Genomic DNA, 24,495 nt, shown 5'->3' on the forward strand with positions numbered 1-24,495 from the left:
TTCTGGCGTGGAATGAGGTCTTGATAATCCCTGATTTGATTGCCGGCACTCGTCCGACGAAGCTCCCCGCCGTTTATTGCACCAGCCTGGGAGCCGCAGATGACGAGGACGGATTGTGTCCCGCCGGATGAAATCCGCGCCCTGTTTTCCATCGCCCTGTCGGACATGTACCGGACCGAGGTGCCGCAATATGGCGCGTTGCTGGAACTGGTGGCATCGGTGAACGCCGATGCGCTGGCATCCGCACCGGACTTGATGGCCCGTCTGGAATGCCGTGGCGAACTGGCCCGGCTGGATGTCGAACGCCATGGCGCCATCCGGGTGGGCACGGCCGCCGAACTGTTCGACATGCGCCGGCTGTTCGCGGTCATGGGCATGGTTCCCGTCGGTTACTATGATCTGTCGGTGGCCGGTGTGCCGGTGCATTCCACGGCTTTCCGGCCCGTGGGCGCGGCTGACCTGCGCCGCAATCCGTTTCGCGTCTTCACCTCGCTGTTGCGCCTGGACCTGATCGGGGATGAAGCGTTGCGGGCAGAGGCGGCGGCCATCCTGTCGGCCCGGCGGATATTCACGCCGCGCGCCATGGAACTGGTAGCGGTGTCGGAGACACAGGGCGGCCTGGACCATGACCAGGCGGCCGGGTTCGTGCGCGAGGCGCTGGAGACCTTCCGCTGGCATGCGCAGGCGAATGTCGGTTTGTCGACCTACAAGGCGCTGGTGGCCGCACACCGGCTGGTTGCCGATATCGTCAGTTTCAAGGGGCCGCATATCAACCACCTGACCCCGCGCACCCTGGATATCGATGCGGCACAGGCCCGCATGGTTGCGCAGGGCATGGCGGCGAAGGCGCAGATCGAAGGGCCGCCGCGGCGCGACTGCCCCATCCTATTGCGCCAGACCAGCTTCAAGGCCCTGTCGGAACCGGTTGGTTTCGCCACCGGCCAAGGGGATGTGCTGGGCACCCATACGGCCCGTTTCGGGGAGATTGAACAGCGCGGTGCCGCCCTGACGCCCAAGGGCCGGCTGCTGTATGACCAGTTGCTGGCGGCGGCGCGGCGCGACGCGCAGGCGGGATCGGGCGATGATGGGCAGGCCCTGGCGATGCGCTTTCGTGCCTTTCCCGACGATTGGCGGATGCTGCGCGATCAGGGGCTGGCCTTCTTCCGCTATTTCCCCACGCCGGCCGGGCTGGCGGCGCCTGAAGACCGGATGTCGGTCCTGTCGGTGGATGACCTCGTGGACCGGGGTTATCTGGGATATGAGCCGATCACCTATGAGGATTTCCTGCCCGTCAGTGCAGCCGGGATATTCCAGTCCAATCTTGGCGCAGGGGAGCGGCGGCAATATGACGAGCGCTCCAGCCGTGCATCGTTCGAACAGGCGCTGGGCGCGCCTGTCCGCGATGAAATGGTTCTCTATGCGGACGAGCAGTCCCTGTCGATCCGCACAGCCCTGGCGCGGCTGGGGCTGGACCCGGACCTGCCCTTGAAGGCGGAAGCGTGAAGGTGGAACCGGTCCCCCGGTTTCTGGCGGCGCTGCGGGACAGTTCCTATCGCGGCGACATCGCCGATGATGCGGCAACCCGCACGGTCTTCGCCACGGACAACAGCATCTATCAGCGTCCGCCCGCCGCCATCCTGTTCCCGCGCGATGGCCATGATATCGCAACCATCGTCAGGCTTGCGGCATCCGCCGATCATGGTCCCATTCCCCTGGCGCCCAGGGGCGGGGGGACCGGCACGAACGGACAGTCGCTGACCGCCGGTGTGGTGATCGACACCTCGCGCCATATGAACCGGATCGAGGGGCTGGACCCGGAACGGCTGACCGTCACCGTCCAGCCGGGGGTGGTGCTGAACCAGCTCAACGCCTTCCTGCGGCCCCACGGCCTGTTCTTTGCGCCCACCGTCTCCACCGCCTCGCGGGCCACGCTGGGCGGCATGGTGGCCACCGATGCCTCGGGCAAGGGGTCCCGGATCTATGGCAAGACGTCGGACTATATCGACGGGATGGAGGTCGTGCTGGCCGATGGCTCCAGCCACGCCGTCGCGGCCCTGGACCGGGACGCGCTGCGGCGGGTCATGCGGCAGGACGATCTGGCGGGGCGGCTGCACCGCGAGGTGCATCGTGTCGTCACCCGACACCATGACCTGATCGCTGAAATCTTTCCCCGCATGAACCGGGGCCTGACCGGTTATAATCTGCGCAATGTCCTGGGCGGGGACGGACTGTTCCGGCTGCACTATCTTCTGGCGGGATCGGAGGGGACGCTGGCTGTAACCACGCGCCTGACCCTGCGCGTGCGGCCCATTCCCGCCTGTCGTGCGCTTGTGGGCATCCGTTACGGGTCCTTCAACGGTGCCCTGGCCGATATCGGGCGGCTGCTGGCGGCGGACCCGGCGGCCATCGAGATCCTGGACGACAAGATCCTCCGCCTCGCACGCCAGGACCCCGTCTGGGCCGATATAGACGGCGTGCTGGGTGGTCCTGCGACAATGCCCGTCGGCGGGCTGAACATCGTGGAGTTCGTGGCCGACCGGCCGGCGGTGCTGGAACAGGCGCTGCATCGCCTGTCGGCCATGCTGACCGGCGATGCCGGGGCGGTGCTGGATTGGGCCATCGTGCGCGACCCCGCCACCATCGCGCAGCTCTGGTCCCTGCGGGAAAGGGCGGTGGGCCTGCTGGGCCGGCTGGACGGGCGGCACCAGGGAACCCCCTTTGTCGAGGATGCGGCGGTCCCGCCCGAGCGCCTGGTGGACTTCATCACCGGGTTCCGCGCCATTCTGGATGGCCACGGCCTGGATTTCGGCATGTTCGGTCATGCGGATGTCGGCTGCCTGCATGTCCGCCCGGCGCTGGATATGCGCGACCCCGCCCACGCCGCCCTGATCCGCCCCATCTCCGACGCGGTGGCGGCGCTGGCCAGGCGCCATGGCGGCCTGTTGTGGGGCGAACATGGGCGGGGGTTCCGGGGCGAATATTCGCCCATCTTCTTCGGGCCGGTGCTGTACGATGAGCTTTGCCGCATCAAGCGGGCGGCCGATCCATTGAACCTGCTGAACCCTGGCAAGCTGGCATCGCCCGACGGGGGGCGGCCGGTTGACCGGATCGATGGCGTGCCGTTCAGGGGGGGCTTCGACCGGGAAATCGGCCCGGCTCTGGCCCGGCCTTTTGAAAAGGCCGTCGCCTGCAATGGCAATGGCGCCTGCTTCAACTGGGATGCCGACGATGCGATGTGTCCCTCCTACAAGGCGACGCGCGACCGGCGGCAATCCCCCAAGGGCCGCGCCGCCCTGCTGCGGGAATGGGCGCGGCTGAAAAGCCTGCCCACAGCACCCGCCACCCTGGAGGCATTTGAAGGCGAGGTGCATGCAGCATTGGCAAGCTGCCTGTCCTGCAAGGCCTGCGCGGGGCAATGCCCTGTCAAGGTCGATATCCCCGCCATGCGGGCCCGTTTTCTTCATGCCTTCCACCAGCACCGCCCTCGGCCGCTGCGCGATCCCCTGGTGGCGCGCATGGAAACACTGCTGCCGATGGCCCGCCGGGTGCCGCGATTGGCCAATCTGCTGCTGGGATGGGCGTCCGGCCTTTTGCGCGACCGCTTCGGCCTGATCGACCTGCCCCGCATTGATCCGGCGCGCGGTGGCCGCCACCCGTCTTCCGCCGATCTTGCCATCTGGTCCGGGCTTGCTCCGGCTGACAGGGTGCGCACGGTCCTGCTGCTGGAGGATAGTTTCACCGGCAGCTTCGACGGGGCCACGGTGCACGCGGTGCGTGACCTGCTGATCACCCTGGGGTACCGGGTTCATCAGATCGCCGCCCGGCCCAATGGCAAGGCCCTGCATGTGCAGGGCATGCTGGACCGGTTCGCCCTTGTGGCGCGGGCGGCCTGCGATTTCCAGGGGCGGCTGCTGGATGCCGGCGTGCCGGTCATCGGCATCGAACCGGCGGCCCTGCTCATGCAGGACCAGGAATACCGGGGGCATGCGCCACCCCGCGACGATGGCCGCCGCATCCTGTCGGTGGAGGATTTCCTGGCCGGGGAGATCGCCGCCGGGCGGCTCCCGGTGCCGGATGGGTCACGGCAGGGGACAACCTTCCGGCTGTTTGCGCATTGCACTGAACGGACAGCCACGCCCCGCGCGCCCAGGCTCTGGAAGGACATCTTCGCCGCCTTCGGCCTTACGCTCGAAATCCAGGCGACGGGCTGCTGCGGCATGGCCGGCCTGTTCGGGCATGAACGCGAACAGGCCGGCCTGTCGGCAAGACTGTTCGAGATGAGCTGGCGGCCGAAGCTGACGGGCATCCCGGCCGGGCAGGTGCTTGCCACGGGCTTTTCCTGTCGTTGCCAGATCCACCGCATGGCCGGCTTCCGGCCCCGTCACCCCGCAGAGGCGCTGCTGGCCCATCTGCGGCATTCCCATCATTCATAAGGAACCCTGTCATGCCCGCCACCCCGACTTCCCTGATTGCCGAGACCCTGTCCCTGCTGGACCGGTTCGGCGTGGACAAGGATCGCCACCTGGCGGGGACCCTTACCTCCCGCTCGCCGGTTACCGGCGAGACACTGGCCGCCCGCTCGCCGGTTACCGGCGAGACACTGACCCAAGTGCGGGAGGCCGGTGCGGTGGAGGCGGCACAGGTCATTGATCAGGCCCATCAGGCGTTCCTGCAATGGCGCCTGGTGCCGGCCCCCCGCCGGGGCGAACTGCTGCGCCTGTTCGGCGAGGTTTTGCGCAGCCACAAGGCAGCACTGGGCCGCCTTGTCTCCATCGAGGCGGGCAAGATCATCTCCGAAGGGCTGGGCGAGGTGCAGGAGATGATCGATATCTGCGACTTCGCCGTGGGCCTGTCGCGCCAGCTTCACGGTCTGACCATCGCGACGGAGCGGGCGGAACACCGGATGATGGAGACCTGGCACCCGCTGGGTGTCACCGGCATCATCTCCGCCTTCAATTTCCCCGTGGCCGTCTGGGCATGGAACGCCGCCCTGGCGCTGGTGGCCGGCAATGCCGTGGTATGGAAGCCGTCGGAAAAGACGCCGCTGACGGCGCTGGCCGTGGATGCGCTGTTCGCCCGCGCCATGGAGCGGTTCCGCGCCGATGGCGGCACGGCGCCGGAGGGTCTGTCCGGCCTGTTGATCGGCGGACGCGCGGTGGGCGAGATGCTGGTCGACCATCGCCATGTGCCGCTGGTGTCGGCCACGGGGTCGACGGCGATGGGCCGGGCCGTCGGCCCGCGTCTGGCGTCCCGCTTTGCCCGCGCCATTTTGGAACTGGGCGGCAATAACGCCGCCATCGTGGCGCCCACGGCCGATCTCGACCTCGCCTTGCGCGGCATTGCCTTCGCGGCGATGGGGACGGCCGGCCAGCGCTGCACCAGCCTGCGCCGTCTGTTCATCCATGACAGCCTTTATGACAGCTTCGTGCCGCGCCTGAAGCAGGCCTATGCCACGGTGCCGGTGGGCAACCCGCTGGTGGAGAGCAGCCTCGTCGGGCCACTGATCGACCGGCAGGCCTTCGAAGCCCAGCAGGCGGCCCTGGCCGACGCCGTGGCCGCAGGCGGCGTTCTATCCGGCGGCGGGCGGGTGGAATCCGGCTTCGGTCCCGACGCCTATTATGTCCGCCCGGCCCTGGTCGAAATCGCCGGCCAGCACGGACCGGTGGAGAAGGAGACCTTCGCACCGATCCTCTATGTGATGCGCTACAGCGATTTCGACGCCGCCTTGACACAGCACAATGCCGTTCCCCAGGGCCTTTCCTCCTCGATCTTCACCAACGACATCCGGGAGGCGGAGACCTTCCTGTCTGTCCGTGGGTCAGATTGCGGCATCGCCAATGTCAATATCGGCCCCTCGGGTGCGGAGATCGGCGGGGCTTTCGGGGGTGAGAAGGAGACGGGCGGCGGGCGGGAATCCGGGTCGGACGCCTGGAAGGCCTATATGCGGCGGGCGACCAACACCGTGAATTACGGGCGCACCCTGCCGCTCGCCCAAGGGGTGAGGTTCGATATCTGAAACTGCTTTCAGGGACCTTTGGTCAGAAAATCCGCGGCACGTTCGCCGATCATGATGCTGGGGGCGTTCGTGTGGCCGCCGATCAATGTGGGCATGATGGAGGCGTCGGCGACGCGCAGCGCTTCCACGCCATGCACCTGCAGGGCGGCATTGACCACACTCTCGTCATCCGTGCCCATCCGGCAGGTGCAGGCCGGATGCTGGGCCGTGACGGCGACGGACCGGATATAGCGGTCCATCGCCTGCCGGTCGGCCATTTTGGGGCCGGGAAACACCTCCTCGCCCACGAAATCACGGATCGGGTCCGTCGCCATCAGGTCGCGCGTCCATTCGATCGAATGGCGCAGCAGATCGACATCCCCGGGGTCGGACAAGAGGTTGAAGCGGATTTCCGGGGCCATCAGGGGATCGGCCGACCGCAGGCGGACGGTTCCCCGGCTGCCCGGCCGCAGCACGCAGTTCAGCGAGGTCAGCATGTCCTCATGCGGTGGCCGGATGCCGGGAAACCAGACATGGGCGCTCAGGCTGGTCGGCATCAGGATATTCTCCAGATCCGGCCGTTCCAGCCCTGCGTGCGAGCGGTAATAGGCGATGGCGGTCAGGGGCTGGGTCCCCATCATGCCCTTGCCGGTCAGCGCCCAGCGCAATGCGGACAGCGCCACCCGGTCGGCCCGCAATTTCGCGCGCAGCGGGAAGGGGCGCGTGCCCCGGAACCCCATGGGCACCAGCGGGTGGTCCTGCAGGTTGCTGCCCACACCGGTCAGGTCCGCCACCACATCAATTCCCTGCGCATGCAGATGGTCGGCGGGGCCGATGCCCGACAGCATCAGCAGGTGCGGTGAAGCATAGGCGCCGCCGCACAGCACGATTTCACCCGTGCAATGGGCGGTGAGGGTCCGGCCCGCCTGCCGGTATTCCACCCCCACGGCGCGGGTTCCCTGAAATAGGATGCGGGTCGCCTGCGCCCCGGTCCTGATCGTCAGGTTGGGCCGGCCGCGCGCCGGCGCCAGGAAGGCGCTGGCGGTGCTGGCCCGGCGTCCCCGTCCGACCGTCAGGTCCGGCAGGCCGAAACCTTCCGAGGTGCCCGCCTCGAAATCGTCGGTGACGGGATGGCCCAGGGCGCGGGCCGTCGCCTGCATGGCCCGGACCAGCGGATCGTCATGCGACATGCGCGACACGCTCATCGGGCCGTCGCTGCCATGCCAATGGCTGGTCCCCCGTTCGCTACGCTCCGATTTGCGGAAATAGGGCAGGACATCATCGAAGGACCAGCCTTTGGCCCCCATCTGCGCCCATTGATCATAGTCGCCGGGATGGCCGCGCGAATACATCATGCCATTCACGGCCGATGATCCGCCCAGTACCTTGCCGCGTGCCGCCGGGATGGACCTTTCCGCCGCGTGCGGCTCCGGCTCCGATTTGTAGCCCCAGTCGAACAGCATGTGCTGACGCAGCAGGCGGAAGGCGACCGGCATGTGGATCAGCAGGCTGCGGTCGCGGGGACCGGCTTCCAGCAGCAGGACGCCAATATCGGGATCCTCGCTCAGCCTTGCCGCGACCACGGCTCCGGCCGACCCGCCGCCGATGATGATGAAGTCGTGCCGGCTTCCGTCATTCCCGTTCTTCATGCGCCGGCAACCTGTTCCTGGGTGATCATCATCGGGTCCAGGCTATTGGAACCGGCATCGCCGATGCGTTTGTGCTGATCTTCCAGCATGGGTTTATCCTTCCGCCCGGCGGTGGGGTGCAGCATCGTCCGCCGCCGCGCCGAATAATCAACAGGGTTCATGCGGGCGCGCCGCATGCCGCTGGCACAGCAATGCATACTCCCCGCCATCGCCGGTGTCATGCCGCGGCCGGACCCATGCTGGTACCAGCCGTCTTGCAGGAAATTTCCCATGCTGGCCTCGCCCCCCCCCGATATTGTTGTTTTGCCGCGCACCCGCCGGTGGCCCGGTTTCCGGCCAATGTCGGCGGGGGCTCGATCATGCGTCAAATGACTTGTGGTCAATTGGTATTCTCCGGAAGAATAATGGGGGGATATTCCACTAAGGAATGCGAATACCCAGCAAAGCATTAGACGGGAATGCCGGTCGTTGGCAGGTTTCACCGGTTCGGTTTTGCAATGGAGAGGGGCGATCCGGTGCCTGGTGGAATGACAAGCAGCTGTGCGTCACGGTCTGGAACGGAACGCGCGGGGCCGGCCCTATGAGCGTGATGCCTTCCGCGACCAGCCGTCTGCCGCTGGGCCTCGTCCTCGCCTACCACGCCGCCATCGATCCCGACCGGCCGGCGCTGACCCAGGATGGCGTGACCTTGAGCCGGGCCGAACTGGATGCCCGCGCCAACCGCCGTGCCCGCCTGCTGGCCCGTCACGGGGTGAGGCAGGGGGATTTCGTCATCTTCGCCCTGCCCAATTCCATCGCCTTTTTCGAGACCAGCTTCGCCCTGTGGAAGCTGGGGGCCGTGCCCTGTCCGATCTCGCCCAAGATGCCGGCGGCCGAATGCGCCGCCATTGTGGCGGCGGTGTCGCCGCGTCTGGTAATCGGGCCGCCCGGCCTGTGCTTCGCCCGGTGCCCGACCCTGGCGCCGGATATGGAACCGGGGCCAGAGGATGGCGACCAGCCCCTGCCGGCGTGCGTGTCCCCTTCCTGGAAGGCGATCACCAGCGGTGGTTCGACCGGGCGGCCCAAGGTCATCGTCACCAATGTCGACGGGCGGGCCGATCCGGTGGGGGCCGGCTATGCCTTGCAACAGGCGGGTGACACCATCCTCAATCCAGGGCCGCTTTATCATAATGCCGCCTTCAGTGCCGCGCATCAGTGCCTGTTCGGCGGCGGCCATGTGGTCAATATGGAACGGTTCGATGCGGAGGCCTGTCTGGCCCTGATCGAGCGCCACCGCGTCAGCTATGTGATGATGGTTCCCACCATGATGGGCCGTATCTGGCGCCTGCCGGAAGCGGTGCGGGGCCGGTACGACCTGTCCGGCCTGCGCACCCTGGTGCATCTGGGCGGCCCCTGTTCGCCGTGGCTGAAGGAAAGCTGGATCGGCTGGATCGGGCCGGATCGGCTGTTCGAGATTTATGCGGGAACGGAGGGGATCGGGGCTACAATCATCAGCGGGACCGACTGGCTGGCCCATCGCGGATCGGTCGGCCGCCCGGCGCCGGGCACCGAAATGGCGATCCTGCGTCCCGATGGCTCGCCCTGTGCGCCCGGAGAGGTGGGGGAGATTTTCTTCCGTCAGGCGTCCGGGGCGGGTCCCAATTTCCACTATATCGGATCGGAGATGAAGGTCACCGATGGCTGGACGTCGCTGGGCGACCTGGGCCATGTCGATGAAGAGGGGTTCCTCTATATCTCCGACCGCCGCACCGACCTGATCATCTCCGGTGCCGTCAATATCTATCCGGCGGAGGTGGAGGCGGCGATCGAGCGCCATCCGGATGTGCGCGGCAGCGTGGTGATCGGCCTGCCCGACGATGATCTGGGCAACCGGGTGCATGCCATCGTGCAGGTCTCACCCGGTCAGGCCCCACCCTTGGACGCGGAGACTTTGGCGGCCTACCTCGCCACGCAACTGGCCCGCTACAAGGTCCCGCGAAGCTTCGAATTCGTCACCACCGACCTGCGCGACGAGGTGGGCAAGGCCCGCCGCAGCCAGTTCCGCCAGGAACGCCTTTCCCAGGAAAACATGGGTAGAAAATGAACCAGCATGAATTTTCGCCGGACAATGGTCCATTGGCTGAACCGGATGCGGACGGCAATGTCATCAATGTGACGCGGGCCGAGAGCCATGTCGCCATCGTCCGCTTTGCCCGGCCACCCAGCAATTATTTCAGCATTCCCCTGCTCTCGGCGCTGGCAGGCGCGCTGGAGCAGGTGGACGCCGATCCCGATATCCACGCCATCGTTCTGGCGGCCGAGGGCCGGAATTTCTGCGCCGGGGCCGAACTGACCCAGGCGCATGAGAAGCCGGAGCAGATCTATGCAGCAGCATACCGTCTGTTTGCCATCCGCAAGCCCATCGTGGCGGCGGTGCAGGGAGCGGCCATCGGCGGCGGGCTGGGCCTGACCCTGATCGCCGATTTCCGTGTGGTCGCCCCCAGCACGCGCATGGCGGTGAATTTCGTGAAGATCGGCATCCATCCGGGCTTTGCCATCACCCTGCTGCTGCCGCGTGTGGTGGGACAGCAGAAGGCCGCCGAGTTGCTCTATACCGGCCGGCGCATCAATGGGGAGGAGGCGCTGCGTATCGGTCTTGCCGACCGGCTGGTCGAGGAAGGGGACTTGTTCGACACCGCCCTGACGCTGGCCCGGCAGATCGCGGAGAATGCTCCCCTGGCCGTGGAAGCCACGCGGGCCACCCTGCGCGACGGCCTGCTGGACGACATCCGCCGGCAGACCGATATTGAGGCGCGCAAGCAGAATGAGCTGAGCATCACCGACGATTTCGCCGAGGGCATCCTGGCCGTGCAGGAACGGCGGGCCGGGAACTGGAAGCGGCGGTAGGCGGGCAGTCTCGCCGCTCTGTGCAAAGACAGCACCGCCCTTGGACGGTGCTGTCTTTGTTTGCATATTCCGCTATTTTCCCTGTAGCGCCTCCCGCCGGATCAGCCAGGCGGTGATCGCCTGGCACAGGAAGGCCAGGATGATGAAGGGTGTCAGCCATTGCAGGGCCATGGCCAGACCGGCCGTGCCGTAAACCGGCGTCAGCCGGTCGCTGACCATGCCCACGAACAGCGGGCCGCAGCCCAGGCCCAGCAGGTTCAGCAGGAACAGCAGCGTGGCGCTGACCGTCGCCCGGTACTGGGGCGGCGTGCGGTTCTGCAGCAAGGCCAGCGCCGGCACCAGATAGATGGATGTCAGCATGGTGGGCGGCACCAGCAGCAGCAGCGACAGCGACCAGTCATCCACCATGGTGAAGCCGAACAGAAACGGCACCACCAGCAGCATGCCGAGGCCGGGCAGCAGGGCGTACCAGATGGGATTGCGCGCCCCCGCCTTGTCCGCGACCATTGCGCCGATCCAGGCGGCGACAACCATCGAACCCGCGACCAGAACCCCGAAATAGCCGCTGATCTGGCCCAACGACATGCCCTGCACCCGGCTGAGGAAGGCCGGCGTCCAGTTCAGCAGCCCGTAGGAGCAGAAGGAGGTCAGACCGCAGGCAAGGCCCGTGAAGATGAAGATCGGTGACCGCCAGAAATAGCTCAGCGCCTCCATCAGGCGGGGCGGGCCGGCGTCGGACGGGGCCGCCGCGTCGAAACGCCCGCGAACGGGCTCCCGCACGATCAGCAGCAGCAGCGGCGCGAAAAGCACGCCGACCAGACCGATCACGACGAAAGCCGTGCGCCAGCCATAGGCGTCGGCAATCGCCGCACCGGCCACGGCGCCGACGAAGCTGCCGGCGGGCACGCCCAGCAGATAGAGCGCCAGGGCCCGCCCGCGTTTATGGGCCGGAAAATAATCGGCGATGATCGAGTATGACGGGGGCGAACAGCCCGCCTCCCCGATGCCGACGCCGATGCGGGCCAGCGCCAGGCTGACAAAGCCGGTGGCCAGACCCGACAGGGCGGTGAAGATGCTCCAGATGCCGCAGGCCGCCGCGATCAGGCGGGTGCGATTGCCCCGGTCGGCGATCATCGCCACCGGAATGCCGAAGAACGTATAGAACAGCGCGAACATCAGCCCCGTCAGCATGCCGATCTGGGTATCGCTGAGGCCGAGATCCTGCTTCACCGGCTCTACCAGGATCGACAGCAATTGCCGGTCCACGAAGTTCAGCATGTAGGCGAAGCCCAGCACCGCCACGACAACATAGCGGTAGCGCGCGTCCGGTTCGGATGGGGAGGTGCTCAAGGCCGGGTCCTGTCTGTTCATGGTTGGACGTGTTGGGGGAATGCCTTATACCAAGTCCCGGTGATCGCAACCGATCACCGGCCTCAATCGCCGGCGCCCACATCCGTGAGCTTGGCTACGCCGCATGTGCGGCGCGGCGGCGGTCGCCGCCGTACCAGATCCCGGTGAGTGCAACTCACCGGGATCTGGTATTACAGCAGCCCGACGATGGAGATGGAGCAGATGCCGTGGAACGGCGCGCCGCCCAGATTATGGGCCAGCGCGTTCACCACCGGCTGCTGTCGCTGGCGGGCACCGGCCCGGCCCAGAAGCTGGAGATAATTCTCATAGACCATGCGGATACCGGTGGCGCCGATGGGATGGCCGAAACATTTCAGGCCGCCATCGATCTGGCAGGGCAGGGCGCCATCGGCATCGAACCGCCCGTCCAGCACATCGCGCCAGGCATTGCCATCATCGCTGAGGCCCAGATCCTCCATGGTCACCAGTTCGGTGATGGAGAAGCAATCATGCACTTCCGTCAGGCTCAGTTCCGCGCGCGGATCATTGATGCCGGCTTCCTTGTAGGCGCGGGCGGCGGCGGCGCGGGTGGTGGGCACATAACTGCTGTCCCAGCCGCTGCCCTGCGCCTCCCAACCACCGGTGGCGGCCAGTTGCAGCGACTTGATGGTGACGATGTCCGTCTTGCCCAGCGCGCGCGCGATCTCCGGCCTTGTGACGATGGCGCAGGCCGCGCCGTCGGACACGCCGCAGCAATCGAACAGGCCCAGGGGGGCGGCCACGATGGGGGCCTTGATCACCTGTTCGGCCGTGATGGACTTGCGCAGATGGGCCTTGGGGTTCTTCGTGGCGTTGGCGTGGCTCTTGACCGAGATATGGGCCATGGCGCGCTTCAGATCGTCCGCCGCCACCTTGTGGCGCGCGGCGTAGCCAGAGGCCAGTTGCGCAAAGGCGCCGGGTGCCGTCAGGTTGGCGTTGGTGGCGTCATAGAACGGCCCGCGCGACGCGGCGGGAAGCCCGCTATAGCCGGCATCCTTCAGCTTTTCCATGCCCAGCGCGAAGGCGATGTCGCAGGCACCGCTGGCCACGGCATAGGCGGCCCCGCGCAGTGCCTCCGTGCCCGTTGCGCAGGCATTTTCCACCCGTGTCATGGGGATGTTGTGCAGGCGCAGCGCCAGGGCCAGCGGAATGGCGCCCGGCCCCACGGCATTGCCGGCATGGCCGAACCAGCCAGCCTCCAGTTGCGACGGGTCGATGCCCGCATCGGCGATGGCTTCCTCGAACGCCTCCACCATCAGGCTCGGGCCGTCAGTGTCCCACCGTTCCCCGAATTTCGCGCATCCCATGCCCAGGATGGCGACCTTGTCCTTGATCCCGCTGGCCATTTAAGTTCCTCCAACCAGGATTTTCCTGATCATGAATGAAGTCTTTACCGTCATCCCGGCGAACCTGAGAGCCCCGCAAGTCAGGCAACCTCGGGAGCCCCTGCATCCGGGGCGGCTTTCCAGAAATATTGTGTGAAGCCACGGGCATCGATGCGCTTGATCCGGAACATCATGCGCATGCGCGCACCCGGCTGCGGCACCATATCGCCCACATCGACGATGTCGGCGATCATCCGGCCGCCGCCGTCGAAATCGATCATGCCGTAATGGCTGGGCGGGTCGGGGGAGAAGGCCAGATGGTCGGCGGTGACAGTGACCAGCCGCGCCGGCCGGTCGGCCAGCGGATGATCATCCTGCGTGTCCACCATCCGGGCATTGCGGGCGACGGAGACGGCGCTTTTCGGATATTGCACCGTCCCGGTCACCCGGCATTTCCCGCCAACCAATCCCAGGACGGTTTTCCGGTCGCGGTAAAGGGCGGCATGCGAGGTCTTGAGGTCCAGTTCGGCGCGCATGCCGGCCTCAAGCGTAACCTCGCCCCGGAAATGCAGGTGCTTCAGATAATTTTCCTCCGGCCGCCGCCGGGCCAGCCAGCCATCGACGCCCAGACCGGTCGCACCGTGACCCGCAAGGCCGGTGGTGCGGAACAGCAGCAGATCGACGCCCTGTCCGAAGGCAGCCAGGGCAATGCACTTGCCGGGCTTAACAGTGGCCAGCAGCCGGGCCAGCAGCAGAAGCGGGTGGGCCGCACCGGTATAGCCCAGATCGCCATGCATCCCGTCCACTACCCGTTCAGCCGGAATACCGACAGCCTTGGCGACCTGAGCATCGACCCCCGGTGCGGGCAGGGCCAGGATCAGGTGATCGATATCCGTGGCACTGACGCCGTTGCGGTCCAGCCCATCGCGGATGGCCCCCGTCAGCAGGCGCAGATAGCCCTCGTCCCGGACCCAGCGCCCTTCCCAGGCGTAATCATGGTCACGGTCGCTGGCGCGATAATGATCGACGAAATCGACGGTCACACTGTAATGGCCGATCAGTTCCGCGATCAGGTCCCGCGTCCCGGCCAGCAGGGCGGCCGCCCCGTCGCCATTGAGGAATTCATCCGTGGATGCCGGCCGCGCCGGTCTTTTGTCGGCGGCAAGGCAGAGCACGGAGGCGTCGGCCGCGCGTGCCGCGTCCAGTGCCGACAGCAGGGCGGTCGTGCCCGCCCGCTGCGACCCGCCGACATCCATCGACCCGACCGCATCGGGCAGGGTCAGTGCCTCCTTCACGATCCCGGCATTCTGCCGGTCGGCGAAGGGCAGGGTGGTGGCAGCCAGGAACAGGCGCCCTATTTCCTGCCGGTCGCGCCCGGTCAGGCAGTCGCGTGCCGCCTCCACCGCCATGGTGACCGCATCCTCATCCCAATTGGCCATGGACCGTTCACCCTTGCCCAGGCTGGCCAGGGCGGGATTGTACCAGGCGGTGGCGGCGGCGATGGTCCGGCGTTGCAGGCGCAGCATTGGTACATAGGCGCCGGCGGCGCTGATGCCGACCTTGGTCATGCCGGCTCCCATCACAGCGGGTCCCAATTGATGATCTCGGAGGCGCTGCGCAGCGGCTGTATGCTGGACCGCAGGGCCGGCATCAACGTGTCGGCGCAGCTTTGCGGGGTCCAGCCGGTGGCATTATGCATGGTGCGCAGGATGGTCGGCCGGGAATAGAGGAAAACCTCATCCCCGCGCACGCCGAAAATCTGGCCGGTAATGTCGGCCGCATCATCGGCGCATAGATAGGCCGCCAGCGGTGCGATCTTCTCCGGCGTCAGGGATTTCAGCTTTTCCGCCTTGTCGCGGTTGACGCTGTCCAGCGGCACACTGTCGACCAGCCGTGTCCAGGCCGTCGGCGCCACACAGTTGGAGCGCACGCCGAAACGCTGCATATCCAGCGCGATGGCGGTGGACAGGCCGACAATGCCCGCCTTGGCCGCCCCGTAATTCGCCTGCCCCACATTGCCGATCAGGCCGGTGGTGGAGGTGAAATGCACGAAGGCGCCCGAGCCTTGTTCCCGGAAGTGCGGCGCCGCCGCGCGGGAGACCAGGAAGCAGCCGGTCAGATGCACGTTCAGCACATCGTTCCAGTCGGCCAGGCTCATCTTGTGAAAGATGCTGTCGCGCAGGAAGCCGGCATTGTTGATGACGGCGTCGATACGCCCGAAATGCCCGACCGCGTCCGAAATAATTGAGGCTGCCCCATCCGGATCGGCGACGCTGGCATGGTTGGCCATGGCAGTGCCTCCGGCGGCCCGGATCTGCGCCACCACCTGGTCGGCGGGGCGCGCATCGGTGCCATCCCCATCGGGCGAAACACCCAGATCATTGACCAGCACCCTGGCCCCTTCCTGGGCGCAAAGCCGGGCAATGGCGGCACCGATCCCCCGGCCGGCGCCGGTGACCACGATGGTCTTTCCCGTCAGCATGCTCATCGCGTTCATGGCGAGCTTCCTTCCCATTTTCTGCTTGCAGCCTGGATCGAACCGACATAAGCGTCAAATTCATTTGTAGTCATCAACATGCCTTGATGGAATGACCCGCCATGGATCTCCGGCTGAACTACGTCGTCGCCGTCGCCCGCACCGGTTCCATCACGGCCGCCGCCGAAGCGGTGGGGGTCACCCAGTCCGCGATCACCAAAAGTGTGGCCAGCCTGGAAAAACAGATCGGCTATTCGATCTTCCACCGCACGCCGCGCGGATCGTTCCTGACGGCGGAAGGGCGCGACTTCATCGATCGTGCGGCCCGGCTGGTGGATGACACGCGCGAATTGCTGCGCCGGCCTGCCGAACAGGACCGGGACTATGCCGGCACGCTGCGCATCGGGGTGGGACCTGCCTCGCTGGAATGGCGTCTGCTGGCGCCGCTCGCCCTGCTGCTGAAACGCCATCCCGGCATCAAGGTCGATGTCAGCGGATCGACCTTCGAGCGGACGGTGCAATTGCTGCGCGCCGGCACCGTCGATGTCGCGCTGGGCTTCGATGCTGCCTATGCCGACTGGCCGGATATTCATCGCGAAACCATCCGGGCCGTCCGTTCCATCAATTTTGTGCGCAAGGGGCACCCATTGCTGGAACGGCCGTCGATCACGGCCACCGACCTGGCGGAATTCGACTTTGTCAGCCCGTCCGACGGCCGCCCTTATGGCGTGGCTGTCCGCAAGATTTACGAGGATGCCAATATCGAATGGCACAAGCGGGTGCATGTCGTGGATTATTTCCCTCTGGTCCGGCAGATCGTGGCCCAGACGAACGCCATCGGCGTCACCACGGAGTTCTTTGCCGGCACCCCCGCTTTCCGGGCGGATTTTGTGGCGCTGGAAGATATGAACCTGCTGCCGCCTTCCACCATGTGCTGTGCGGTCCGCAAGCGCTGGGACCCAAAGCCCATCGTGCGCGCCTTCATCCGCGCGGTGAAGGAAACACAGGGGTAAGTGCTTTATGCGCTTAACGCGGATACGGGGTAAAAGCGCCGCCCGCTGGCCGCCATCTCCCGCAACTGCGCCGTCGGCGTGAAACGGTTGCCGTGCAGGCTGGCCAGCCGGTCCAGCTTTCGCACCACCGTCCCGATCCCCAGATTGTCCATATGGCTGAACGGTCCGCCCGTGTGGGCGGCGAAGCCCCAGCCGAAAATGGCACCGATATCACCATCCTCCGGCGCCGACAGCACCCCTTCCTCCAGGCAGCGCGCGCATTCGATCAGTTGCCGGTACAGCAGCCGCTCGCGCACATCCTCTGCCGATGGCTGGTCGGCGGCGGGATGGAAATGCTGCGTCAGACCGGGCCACAGGCGCTTGGAACCGCCATCGGCCGGATAGTCGTAATAGCCCCGGCCATTCTTGCGGCCGCGCCGGTCCAGTTGGATGACCATCTTTTCCAGCACATGGTCGGCCGCACTGGGCCGATAGGCCGGGCCCAGGGCGTCACGGGTCGCCTGCATGACCTTCAGGCCCAGCTCGATGGACACCTCGTCCGACACGGCCAGCGGCCCCACGGGCATGCCAAGCTGCCGGCCCATATTCTCGATCAGGGCCGGATTGATGCCCTCTGCCAGCATCGCCGTGCCTTCGCCGACATATGTCGCAAAGCAGCGCGATGTGTAGAAGCCCCGGCTGTCATTGACGACGATGGGCGTCTTGCGGATCTGGGCGATGAAGTCCAGCGCCTTGGCCAGCGCCCGGTCGCCGGTCTTCGGTCCCAGGATTACCTCCACCAGGGGCATGCGCTCCACGGGTGAGAAGAAATGGATGCCGATAAAATTCTCCGGCTTCGACCAGGCGCCGGCCAGCGTGCCGATGGGCAGGGTGGAGGTGTTGGAGCCGAAGATCGTATCGGGGCCCAGTACCGCCTCCACCTTGCGCGTCACCTCGGCCTTGATGCCGGGATCTTCGAACACCGCCTCGATCACGAAATCCGATCCGGCCAGGGCGGCAAAATCCGTGGCGGGAATGATGCGGGCCAGGATCTGTGCCGCCTTTTCCTCATTCAGGCTGCCCTTGGCGACACGTGCAGCCAGTTCGGCCTGCGCATGCGCCTTGCCTTTCTCTGCCGCCGCCATGTCGCGGTCCAGCAGCACGACCTCCATCCCCGCCTGGGCCGCCACACTGGCGATGCCCACCCCCATCATGCCGGCACCCAGCATGGCCAGCCTGGCCGTGGGGGCGGGTGCGACTGTGGCCGGCCGCCGGGCGCCGCGTTCGGCCGCCTGCTTGTTCACGAACAGGGTGCGCACCATGGACCGGGCCTGGGGATCGGCCAGAACTTTGGCGAAATATTTGGATTCCACCCGGATGGCCCGGTCCATGGGCAGTTGCAGCCCTTCATAGACGGCGGACAGCAGGGCGGCGGGCCCGTGGATATTATGCTGGGTCTGTTTCACCATCATCGGTACCGCGCCGATGAAATTCTGCACGAAGGCGGGGTTCATGGCACCCGCGCCGCCCGGCACCTTGAAGCCCTTGCGGTCCCAGGGCTGACGATGCGCGTCGGGATTGGCCGCGACCCAGGCCCGTGCGGCAGCCAGCGCCGTGCCCGCCGGCACCACCGCATCCAGCAGCTTCAGCACCAGCCCGTCCGCCAGGCGGAACAGCTTGCCCTGCAGCATATGGGTCAGGGCCGTCTGCACGCCGGTCAGGCGCGGCATGCGCTGTGTTCCGCCGCCGCCGGGGATCAGGCCCAGCAGACATTCCGGCAGGCCCAGTTGTGTCCTGGGATCATCGCCGGCAACACGGTAATGGCAGGCCAGCGCCAGTTCGAACCCGCCGCCCAGGCACGCCCCTTCGATGGCGCAGGCAACAGGCTTTCCGCAGGTTTCCAGCCGGCGCAGCAGGCGGTTCAGGTCGAACACCCGCTCGAACAGGCCGCCCATATCGTCGCCACCGGCCAACAACGCCTCCATGGCTTTCAGGTCCATGCCCGCCATGAAGCCGCTTTGCTTGCCCGATGCGATGACGATGCCCTTCACGCTGTCGTCATCGCTGATCCGGTCAAGCAGTGAGGCAAAGTCGCTGAGGAACGCCGCGCCAATGACATTCATCGACTGGCCCGGCACATCGATGGTCAGGGTGGCGATGCCGTCGGCGTCGATGTCGTAACGGATGGATGGGGTCATTCTCAAAGCTCCGTGACGGAATATCAGACGCGCTCGATGATGGCGCCGGTGCCCATGCCGGCAGCGACGCACAGGCAGACCAGGGCGGTCTGCCGGCCGCTGCGTTCCAACTCATCCAGGGCGGTGCCCAGGATCATGGCGCCGGTCGCGCCCAGCGGATGGCCCATGGCAATGGCGCCGCCATTGACATTCACCCGGTCGGGATCAAGGTCCAGCGCCTGGATGGTGCGCAGCACGACGCTGGCAAACGCCTCGTTGATCTCCCACAGGTCGATATCGGCGACGGACAGGCCGGTCCGGTCCAGCAGTTTTCGGGCGATGCGTTCCGGCCCGGTCAGCATGATGGTCGGTTCCGACCCGATGGACCCCATGGCCCGGATACGGGCGCGCGGCCGCAGGCCCAGCCGCTGTCCCGCCTCTGGCGATCCGACCAGCACGGCGGCCGCCCCATCGACGATGCCGGAACTGTTGCCGGCATGATGGACATGCTCGATCCGTTCCACCGTGGGATAGCGCAGCAGGGCCGTGGCGTCGAAGCCGGGCATTTTCCGGCCCATATCCTCGAAGGCCGGCTTCAAGGTGCCCAGTGCCTGCAGGTCGGCATCGGGCCGCATATGTTCGTCACGGTCCAGCAGGACCTGCCCGATGACATCGCGGATCGGCAGGATCGACCGGTCGAACCGCCCTTCGTCCCAGGCGCGTTTGGCGCGGCGCTGGCTTTCCACGGCAAAGGCATCGCAGGCGGTTCGCGTAAAACCGTGCAGCGTGGCCAGAAGGTCGGCGCCGATCCCCTGCGGCACGAAATAGGTCTGGTAGGCGACGGCCGGATCGCTGGCCAGGGCGCCGCCATCGGACATCATGGGCACGCGGCTCATGCTTTCCACGCCACCGCCGATGGCCAACGCCACCTCACCGGACATGACCTTGGCCGCCGCGATATTCACCGCTTCCAGGCCGGACCCGCAAAACCGGTTCACCTGCACGCCCGGCACATCCTGATGGTAACCGGCCATCAGTGCCGCGACGCGGGCGATGTCAGCACCTTGTTCACCCACCGGCGTGACACAGCCCAGAATCACATCCCCGATCTGTGCGCTGTCGATGCCGTTGCGGTCGGGAATGGCGGCCAGCACCTGGGCGGCCAGCGCCACCGGCGTCACCTCATGCAGGGCGCCGTCGGGCTTGCCGCGTCCGCGGGGGCTGCGGATCGCGTCGTAGATATAGGCTTCCATGCCGCCTCCAAGCAGGCCGGAGGGTTGACGCCCCCCGGCACGGTTTCTGTCAATATTTGACGCTGAGCTGGATGCCGTAGGTGCGTGGCATGCCCGTGTAACGGCGCACCACGTCGGACAGACGGGCGACGTTATTCCAGTAATATTCATCGAACACATTATGGACGAACAGGCTCGCCGCCCACTGGTCGTCATTGGCGGCGATGCCGAACCGCGCATCCACCAGCGTGTAGGCGTCGATCTGCAGACGCTGGTCGCCGCCGAAACCGGCATTGGTGGCGCTGCGATAGGTGGCGTTCAGACCCAGGATGCCATCCAGCCTGTCGCTCACCGGCGTGCGATACTCGGCATCCCCGACAAGCTGATATTTGGGCGTATAAGGGAAGGCATCACCCTTGAAGTCCGCCGTGGCGCCCAGGATGGTGGAGTTGATGAAGCTGCCCGTCACCTTGCTGTCCAGCCAGGTGCCGCCCAGGCTGATCCGAATGTCTTCGGCCGGATAGGCATTGACCTGGATTTCGGCCCCCTGGATCCGCGATTTCGGCACATTCACCAGGCCCGGCAGGTTGCCCAGCACCGTGGGCCGGCGGGCCAGCAACTGCTTGTCATCGTAATCGTAATGGAACAGGGCGCCATTGGCGTCCAGGGCGCCGCGAATGACGGTCGCCTTGAAGCCGACCTCATAGGCCATGACGGACTCTTGCGTGACGGGCGACAGGGTCGAGGCCTCGATGGCCGGCAGGGTGGGGGCGCTGCCCGACTTGTAACCCTTGCTGGCATTCACATAGAACAGGGTCCGCGGCAGCGGCTTCCAGTCCAGGCCCAGGCGCCAGGAGACATTATCCTCGTTCAGCGACTGGACGACCTCGCCCGGTGTGGCCGTGGCGTCCAGCGTGACGCACTGGTTGGCCTGCAAGGGTGCGATGGGTGCCAGGCCGACGCGGCCGCGCACGACATTGACCAGCGTGCTGTATGTGGCGGCCGATGTCGCATCACCGCTGACAGCACAGGACCGGTAATCCAGATCGACCTTGGTATAACGCACGCCGCCATGGGCCGTGATCTCATCGGTCAGATCGATGTCGACATTGCCGAACAAGGCCCTGTTGTCGAAATCCTGTTTGCCCCGCAACCCGGAACTCAGCGTGCGCATGCCGGGGATGGTGGTAAAGGAACTGGTTGTATACGGGAACTGGTACAGGCTGTTCTCGTTCGACCTTTCCCTGGCATAGCTGGCACCGGCCACGATGACCGCCGGTCCCACCACCCCCGTCAGGCGCAGTTCTTGCGAAAAGGCCGACAGGCTGCCGCGGACATTGGTCAGGGACGCGCGCTGGTCCGTACCGTCCTGATCGACCAACTGGTCCACTTCCATGTCGGAATAGGCGGTGATGGAGGTGAGCTGCAAATTATCGGTGATATCCAGGTCACCGCGCAACGATGCCTGATAGAAGCCGTTATCCCGCTTCAGCGACTGGTCCGGGTCCCAGTCGGCGGCGCGGTTATTGTCCGGCGCGACGGGGTAGCCGACAACATTGGGGATGTTGCCGGTGGCGGCCGGGGCGGAATAGACCCGCGCGATCAACTGTGCGGCCTGAGTGTCCGACTTGTCCTTGAAGCCGTTGATATTGATCGTGAATTTCAGATCGTCGGACGGCGTCACATCCAGCAGCAGGCGACCCTGATAGAAGCGCTTGGCGCCCAGGCTGTCGTCACGGGTATAGCTTTCCTGCCAGTCGCCGCTGCGCACCGCACGGGCCGACAGGCGGGCGGCCACGACATCGCCCACCAGCGGGCCGCTGACATAGCCCGACGTTTCAAAGCTGTTGAAGCGGGCGATGCTGGCGGTCATCCCGGCGGCGAAATCGCGTGTCGGCTTGGCCGCGACATAGTTCAGGGCGCCACCCGTGGCGTTCTGGCCGAACAATGTGCCCTGCGGCCCCTTCAGCACTTCCACGCGCGCCAGATCCAACGCGGCGCCTTGCGCCATGATGGAGAAGGGCAGGGGCACTTCGTCGGTATAGACGGCGACGCTGGGCTTGGCGCCCAGGGTGGTGTCGAAGAAGCCGACGCCGCGCAGCGTGAAGACCGGGGTGCCGGAGCCGCTTTCGGTAAAGCTGAGGCCCGGTGTCACCTTGGCCAGGTCTTCCACATCGGTTATGCCGCGGGCGATCAGGTCGTCGCCGGTGATGGCGGTGATCGACATGGGCACGTCATTCAATGACTGCTCGCGCTTCTGCGCGGTGACGATGATCTCTTCCAGCACGATGGCGCTGTTCTGTCCGTCGGCGGCGGCCGGTGCGGGCGCAGCCTGGGCCAGGGCGATGGACGGCCACAGGACGGTGTTCAACGCCGTCGCCATCAACAGCACGGACCGGCCTGCATGGTTACGCTTCATTTTCTTCCTCCCTTCAGGCATCGCGGTCTGCTGTCCGCGATGCCACCGCCCTTCGGCTGATGCCGGCGGGCTGCTTGTTCATCCATTTGTTCCTGAGAGGAAAGAGGGCGGCCGGGTGATTGTAAAATTCAATTTGCTGGCCCTTTATTCCTTTGGGGAATGTTGCGCGCCTGCCGGTCGGCGCCATGCTTCGCTGGAATATCGCCGTCCAAGAAGGAATTGCGGATTGCGCCTCCGCTTCCCTTAGAAAATCCGTATGCCAGCCGCACCGCCGGTGGCCTGTCATACCAATTATTCTTGGAAATGTTCGAGGGAGAAGGCCGGATGATGACGGACATTGCCGATGCGACACGTGTCTCGCTTGGCCGCCCGTTCCGGATGCTGATCGGGGAGACGTGGCGCGAGGCATCCGGTGGCGCGCGGATGGAGGCCATCAACCCTGCCGATGAACAGCCTTTTGCCACCATCCCCGCAGGCACGGCGGCTGATGTGGATATGGCTGTGGCCGCCGCCCGCCGCGCGTTCGATACCGGTGCCTGGACGGGACTGACGGCCGGCCGGCGTGCCCAGGTTCTTTGGCGGGTTGCCGACCTGCTGGAAGCACGCGCCCAGGAATTTGCCGAGCTTGAAACGCTGGACAATGGCAAGCCTGTCAGTGCGGCGCGTGCGGCGGATCTTCAACTGGCTATCGGCGCGTTCCGCTACTGGTCGGGCTGGTGTACCAAGATCACGGGCGAAACGCCGACCGTCGACCTGCCCGGCACCTTCATGGCCATGACGCTGCGTGAGCCCGTCGGCGTGGTGGCCATCATCACGCCCTGGAACTTCCCCCTGGTTCAGGCGGTGGTGAAGATTGCACCGGCCCTGGCCGCCGGATGTACGATGGTGGTGAAACCGGCGGAGCAGACATCGCTGACCCTGCTGCGGCTGGGGGAAGTGCTGTTGGAGGCGGGCGTGCCGCCGGGCGTGGTGAATATCGTGTCCGGCCTGGGGAGTGTCGCGGGCGCCGCCCTCGCGGCCCATGACGATGTCGACAAAATCTCCTTCACCGGTTCCACGCCTGTGGGGAAGACCCTGCTGACCGCAGCGCAGGGCAATCTGAAGCGCCTGACACTGGAACTGGGGGGCAAGTCGCCGACCATCCTGATGGAGGATGCCGATCTGGACCGCGCCATCCCCAGTGTTGCCGGCGGCATTTTCCGCAATGCCGGACAGATGTGCGCGGCGGGTTCCCGCCTGCTGGTGGCCCGCACGGTGGTGGATCGGGTGATGGATGGGCTGGTACAGCAGGCCCTTGCCTTGCGGATCGGCCCCGGCATGCATCCGGCGACCACGCTGGGGCCGCTCGTGTCTGCGGCGCAGCAACACCGCGTGCTGTCCTATATCGAGGGTGCCCGACGGGAGGGGGTGGGTGTCATCACCGGCGGGCATGCCGCCGGCGACCGGGGCTATTTCGTCGCGCCGACCATCCTGCTCGACCCGGATGCCAGGGCGACGGTTTCGCGGGAGGAGATTTTCGGGCCGGTGCTGGTGGTCACGCCCTATGACGATCCGGCTGATCTGGCCCGGCTGGCCAACGAAACGGTGTACGGCCTGTCAGCCAATATCTGGAGCCGGGATGTCGCCGCCGCCTACCGGCTGGCCCGGCAGGTCAAGGCGGGCACGATCACCGTCAATAGCGGCATGATCGTCGCCCCGGCCCTGCCGTTCGGTGGCTTCAAGCAATCGGGCTGGGGCCGCGAAGGCGGTGCCGAGGGGCTGTCCGCCTTCATGGAAACGAAAAGCATCATCACTGCGCTTTGATGCTTGCATCATCTTCAGACCCCTTATTTCCGTTGACCGGAGATACGGGGTCTTCCTTTCGGTTCCTGGAACGCTGGCGCCGCATCTGCGGCCTGGGCTGCACGCGGCCGTCGCCGCCGAACCAATTCCCGATGAGTCCAGCTCATCGGGAA

General features: G+C 66.1%; 16 protein-coding genes. 7 read left to right on the top strand and 9 right to left on the bottom strand.

Going from position 1 to position 24,495, the window contains the following annotated elements; all coding sequences use genetic code 11:
- Positions 1 to 99: 99 nt before the first annotated feature.
- Genes hglS through amaB form a run of 3 tightly spaced genes read left to right on the top strand, consistent with a single transcriptional unit; the run spans position 100 to position 6,016 of the window.
- The gene (gene hglS, locus ABC728_RS06015; RefSeq protein ID WP_416619166.1) at positions 100 to 1,503 is read left to right on the top strand and encodes a 2-oxoadipate dioxygenase/decarboxylase HglS; all 1,404 of its coding nucleotides are present in this window, start codon (positions 100 to 102) and stop codon (positions 1,501 to 1,503) included.
- Positions 1,504 to 1,505: 2 nt separating this feature from the next.
- On the top strand, positions 1,506 to 4,433 hold the full coding sequence (locus tag ABC728_RS06020; protein ID WP_416619165.1) for an FAD-binding and (Fe-S)-binding domain-containing protein: 2,928 nt from the start codon (positions 1,506 to 1,508) through the stop codon (positions 4,431 to 4,433).
- A gap of 11 nt (positions 4,434 to 4,444) precedes the next feature.
- Positions 4,445 to 6,016: an L-piperidine-6-carboxylate dehydrogenase gene (gene amaB / locus ABC728_RS06025; RefSeq protein WP_416619164.1), complete on the top strand. Its 1,572-nt coding sequence runs from the start codon at positions 4,445 to 4,447 to the stop codon at positions 6,014 to 6,016.
- An 8-nt stretch (positions 6,017 to 6,024) separates the two neighbouring features.
- On the opposite strand, the gene ABC728_RS06030 is transcribed toward amaB, so the two are convergent.
- Positions 6,025 to 7,644 (bottom strand): GMC family oxidoreductase, encoded by a 1,620-nt coding sequence (locus ABC728_RS06030; RefSeq protein ID WP_416619163.1) that lies wholly within the window; start codon positions 7,642 to 7,644, stop codon positions 6,025 to 6,027.
- Positions 7,641 to 7,916, bottom strand: a complete 276-nt coding sequence (locus tag ABC728_RS06035; protein WP_416619162.1) for a hypothetical protein — start codon at positions 7,914 to 7,916, stop codon at positions 7,641 to 7,643. The genes ABC728_RS06030 and ABC728_RS06035 overlap by 4 nt, the downstream gene beginning before the upstream one ends.
- Positions 7,917 to 8,224: 308 nt before the next feature.
- Here ABC728_RS06035 and ABC728_RS06040 point away from each other — a divergent pair, with 308 nt between their 5' ends.
- Positions 8,225 to 9,727: an AMP-binding protein gene (locus ABC728_RS06040; RefSeq protein WP_416619161.1), complete on the top strand. Its 1,503-nt coding sequence runs from the start codon at positions 8,225 to 8,227 to the stop codon at positions 9,725 to 9,727.
- On the top strand, positions 9,724 to 10,530 hold the full coding sequence (locus ABC728_RS06045) for an enoyl-CoA hydratase/isomerase family protein (RefSeq protein ID WP_445376378.1): 807 nt from the start codon (positions 9,724 to 9,726) through the stop codon (positions 10,528 to 10,530). Before ABC728_RS06040 ends, ABC728_RS06045 begins: the two co-directional genes overlap by 4 nt.
- A 72-nt stretch (positions 10,531 to 10,602) precedes the next feature.
- Here the strand turns inward: ABC728_RS06045 and ABC728_RS06050 are convergent, their stop codons facing one another.
- The 4 genes from ABC728_RS06050 to ABC728_RS06065 form a co-directional block, all read right to left on the bottom strand.
- Entirely contained in the window at positions 10,603 to 11,880 is a 1,278-nt protein-coding gene (locus ABC728_RS06050) for a spinster family MFS transporter (protein WP_416619159.1), read from the bottom strand.
- Between the two features lie 191 nt (positions 11,881 to 12,071).
- Complete coding sequence (locus ABC728_RS06055) at positions 12,072 to 13,265, bottom strand: acetyl-CoA acetyltransferase (protein ID WP_416619158.1); 1,194 nt, start codon at positions 13,263 to 13,265, stop codon at positions 12,072 to 12,074.
- An 80-nt stretch (positions 13,266 to 13,345) separates the two neighbouring features.
- On the bottom strand, positions 13,346 to 14,812 hold the full coding sequence (locus tag ABC728_RS06060; protein ID WP_416619157.1) for a 3-oxoacyl-[acyl-carrier-protein] synthase III C-terminal domain-containing protein: 1,467 nt from the start codon (positions 14,810 to 14,812) through the stop codon (positions 13,346 to 13,348).
- Positions 14,813 to 14,823: 11 nt separating this feature from the next.
- Entirely contained in the window at positions 14,824 to 15,732 is a 909-nt protein-coding gene (locus ABC728_RS06065; RefSeq protein WP_445376416.1) for an SDR family NAD(P)-dependent oxidoreductase, read from the bottom strand.
- Between the two features lie 110 nt (positions 15,733 to 15,842).
- On the opposite strand from ABC728_RS06065, the gene ABC728_RS06070 reads away from it, so the two are divergent.
- Positions 15,843 to 16,733 (top strand): LysR family transcriptional regulator, encoded by an 891-nt coding sequence (locus ABC728_RS06070; protein ID WP_416619155.1) that lies wholly within the window; start codon positions 15,843 to 15,845, stop codon positions 16,731 to 16,733.
- 5 nt (positions 16,734 to 16,738) lie between these two features.
- Here ABC728_RS06070 and ABC728_RS06075 read toward each other — a convergent pair whose 3' ends face one another.
- From ABC728_RS06075 to ABC728_RS06085, 3 genes are read right to left on the bottom strand one after another with little or no spacing between them, the layout of a single operon-like run.
- Positions 16,739 to 18,910 carry a 3-hydroxyacyl-CoA dehydrogenase NAD-binding domain-containing protein gene (locus tag ABC728_RS06075; protein ID WP_416619154.1) on the bottom strand — a complete coding sequence of 724 codons (2,172 nt, stop codon included), beginning with the start codon at positions 18,908 to 18,910 and terminating at the stop codon, positions 16,739 to 16,741.
- Positions 18,911 to 18,933: 23 nt separating this feature from the next.
- Positions 18,934 to 20,142 (bottom strand): acetyl-CoA C-acetyltransferase, encoded by a 1,209-nt coding sequence (locus ABC728_RS06080; RefSeq protein WP_416619153.1) that lies wholly within the window; start codon positions 20,140 to 20,142, stop codon positions 18,934 to 18,936.
- Between the two features lie 49 nt (positions 20,143 to 20,191).
- Positions 20,192 to 22,540 carry a TonB-dependent receptor gene (locus tag ABC728_RS06085; protein ID WP_416619152.1) on the bottom strand — a complete coding sequence of 783 codons (2,349 nt, stop codon included), beginning with the start codon at positions 22,538 to 22,540 and terminating at the stop codon, positions 20,192 to 20,194.
- 324 nt (positions 22,541 to 22,864) lie between these two features.
- On the opposite strand from ABC728_RS06085, the gene ABC728_RS06090 reads away from it, so the two are divergent.
- A complete protein-coding gene (locus tag ABC728_RS06090) occupies positions 22,865 to 24,343 on the top strand; it encodes an aldehyde dehydrogenase family protein (RefSeq protein WP_416619151.1) in 1,479 nt (492 codons plus the stop codon).
- Positions 24,344 to 24,495 lie beyond the last annotated feature (152 nt).

Source organism: Niveispirillum fermenti (assembly GCF_052474395.1).